Source organism: Apibacter mensalis (assembly GCF_001418685.1).
GTDB classification, from domain to species: Bacteria; Bacteroidota; Bacteroidia; order Flavobacteriales; family Weeksellaceae; genus Apibacter; species Apibacter mensalis.
Window position 1 is genome coordinate 3,314 of sequence record NZ_LIVM01000019.1, and the last position, 2,956, is coordinate 6,269.

Here is a 2,956-nt window from a genome sequence, read left to right on the forward strand (position 1 = left end):
GAGAGTGTGTGGTTGAGTGTGGACCCGTTGTTTGAAAAAACAATGACCCTGTATCAGTACACCTACCAAAATCCACTTAAGTATACCGACCCAACGGGAATGAAAGGGGAGGATTGGGTACAGCAAGGAAGTAGAATAATTTGGGATGAAGAAGTTACTTCAAAAAATAATACCAAACCAGGACAGATATATATTGGCAAAAATGATGGAGATGTTTTAGACTATTTAGGAGCTAATAATCAACAAGATTTTCAAAGAACTAAATATGGCTCTATATCTTCAGAAGAAGATGGAAATGTAGTTACGGAATGGACTAGATTAAGTTTAAATGGTAGAATAAGTATAAGTTTAAATCAACAAATCAATTTAGATAAGAATAAAGAAATTACTGGACTTCGTATTCAAGCATTTGTTGAAAATATTAATTCTTCCAATGGAAATATTACTCCAGTAGCAGGCGGAACAGCAACTCTCGATTATGCATATATGAATGGAGAAACTAAAACCTTGATGCCAACTGTAAATTCAATTCCATCTGGAAGAGAAGCTATATTTTCCATTCCATTAAGTAAGGCATTAGAGTATAAAGATTATCAAAAAACACTTTCCATGAATATAAATTTATATCATGAAAGAGATAATATGTATACACCAGTAATAATTCATCCAATTATTCTAATTCCAGTAAGTTTACGAATAGATTCAGGAAAAGGCGGAGGCTTATTTGGCACGAATAGAGGGTTACCATTAAATAAAAATACAAATGCAAAAAAAGCTATTAAATATTAGTTTATTATCACTAGGATTTATATTTGCTCTGCATTCATGTATAAGAGTAAAAAAAAACATCTTCAGAAGGATTAAGTGATTCCGATAAAAAATATCTAGTAAAAATAGAACGACAATTTAAAAATGATTCTTTAACTAAAATAGAGTATGCAGTAAAAAAATCAGATTTATTATTACGAAGACGAGAGTATGATAAAGCAATAAAATTTTATGAAAGTTTAGATAGTTTAGATGCAGGTTATTTTAAATATCCAATTGAAAAGAAAATTTTATTGAATGATATTATGATTTTAAAATATAATAAAGAAGAAAAATTTATAGAAAGGGATAATTTGATTCACGTTGTATTAAATTTATTTAGAAAAGAAGAACATAAACTACAAAGTGGTAAAATTAAGCCATCTCAAACTTATTCAAATTTTTTAACAGATAAACAATTTCAATTTAATAATATATTATGGTCTTATGAAAGGATTAACTTAGATATAGATGGAAGTATAAAAAATGAAGGCAAATAATTAGATAATAAACCCCGCATTTTGCGGGGTTGTTTCTAGTAATTAATTTCCTAAAAAAAAGAAGAAAAACTTTAAACAAAAAGATAAAAAAATATTTTATAACACTTAAAAAAAAATTACATTTACCCTTATGACTATTAGGAATAATCCCTATTATTCACTATTTTTAAGGAAAAATCTCCCGGCTTTAGACGAAAAAAACGTACGCAGAGCTGGATTGGATGAGTACTATTACGGCGCAAGATACTACAACCCGAGGGAGAGTGTGTGGTTAAGTGTGGACCCGTTGGCAGAATTAGCACCAAATATGAGTCCGTATCGTTACGCTTTTAACAATCCAACTAACTTTGTAGATCCGTACGGATTGTTTGAAACAAGGAAAGAAGCTGGTCAGTACAGGAGAGAACATGGAATTGATGGAAAAATACATAAAGCAAAGGATGGAACATTCAGTATTGATGATTACCGAAACAGTGTGAGTTATTCGCGTTCTTTAGATACTAACGAAGTGGAGCAAGCAATTTTAGTGGTAGGGAATAAAAGTGCTTTACCCGGTTATATAAACAGAGCGTATCGTAATGCGGTATCAAGCGGTCAATATGGAAGATACAGCCCTTATAGAAATGATGCATTTAGTATCAGTTATACAGTTTCCGCAAGGGGGGTAGGAGTAGAAGGCGGTTTTTCCATAGGAGTAGCTGTTGGTAACGGGGATGCAGCTTTAGTAGTTGGTGCCGGAGGTAGTGTGGGAGTAAAACCGGAAATTCCGGGGTTAAAGACGGGATTTCAATTAGCAATACATGATAATTATGGAGGAAATAATGATGTTTTAGCTGGGCTTGCAGGTACGGATATAGGATATGAAGGTTCTCTATTATTAGGTGGCGCATATTCGGTGTCCGCTGAAAATATTAGTGGAAGATTACAAAAAACTCGTCAAGGAGTACGAACCATAGGGATAAATGCAGGAATAGGTTTTGGAGCAGGAGCTACCGTGTCTCAGGCTGAATCTTATAAGCTAAGCAATGGAATCCGTAGAATAGGCAGTTGGTTTACTAAAAAATAGAATTGTAATGAAAAAGGTATTTATTTTATTAATGGGGACTTGTTCATTAATTTCTTGCTTAAAAATTGACTGTGATAAGGCAGCACAAGCAGCAAAGGAAAGAGAGTGTTTACTTATTATAGAACAAGAATTATCCACAAGTACACCTTATTTGAACGCAAAAGGAAGAAATTTGTTAACTAAGGAGCCTTGTGAATGTAAAGATGAAGGACGTTGGTGGGTACAATATAGAGAATATATGTCGGTAGGGGATACGTTAATAAAACGAAAAGGAGAATTAGTGTTTTATATTCATAAAAAAGATACAATACTAAGTTTTCCATGGGGAGAATGTGAAGGTAAAATATATGAATAAATTAACTAAGAGAATAATGAAAAAGCGGAATTAGTTGTTCCGCTTTTTCTTAATAGTTTGTAAGTAATAATTTTATGAAAATATATTCTTTAGTACTGATCCATTAAGCGGTTACAACCCGGTTCTGGAGAGGGAACATTACATAGACGGGCAACACAACGGGGGAGTGTATAACTCATTTAATCATAATACCTATGGGTATTGTTATCAAAGCCCTGTTAAGCTGGT

Annotated in this window: 3 protein-coding genes and 1 pseudogene; all 4 read left to right on the plus strand. The window is 32.7% G+C overall.

What is annotated here, in order from left to right:
- Positions 1-789: pseudogene (locus ASC36_RS09905) on the plus strand (hypothetical protein); the annotation flags it as partial.
- A 284-nt stretch (positions 790-1,073) separates the two neighbouring features.
- Complete coding sequence (locus tag ASC36_RS09910) at positions 1,074-1,307, plus strand: hypothetical protein (protein ID WP_055426342.1); 234 nt, start codon at positions 1,074-1,076, stop codon at positions 1,305-1,307.
- 130 nt (positions 1,308-1,437) lie between these two features.
- Complete coding sequence (locus ASC36_RS10975; protein ID WP_055426343.1) at positions 1,438-2,373, plus strand: RHS repeat-associated core domain-containing protein; 936 nt, start codon at positions 1,438-1,440, stop codon at positions 2,371-2,373.
- 7 nt (positions 2,374-2,380) lie between these two features.
- A complete protein-coding gene (locus ASC36_RS09920) occupies positions 2,381-2,728 on the plus strand; it encodes a hypothetical protein (protein ID WP_073961272.1) in 348 nt (115 codons plus the stop codon).
- Positions 2,729-2,956: the final 228 nt, after the last annotated feature.

What these genes read in the sequence shown, in the direction of transcription:
- ASC36_RS09910 (WP_055426342.1), top strand. Translation starts at nt 1,074, where the DNA reads ATGATTTTAAAATATAATAAAGAAGAAAAATTTATAGAAAGGGATAAT.
- ASC36_RS10975 (WP_055426343.1), top strand. Translation starts at nt 1,438, where the DNA reads ATGACTATTAGGAATAATCCCTATTATTCACTATTTTTAAGGAAAAAT.
- ASC36_RS09920 (WP_073961272.1), top strand. Translation starts at nt 2,381, where the DNA reads ATGAAAAAGGTATTTATTTTATTAATGGGGACTTGTTCATTAATTTCT.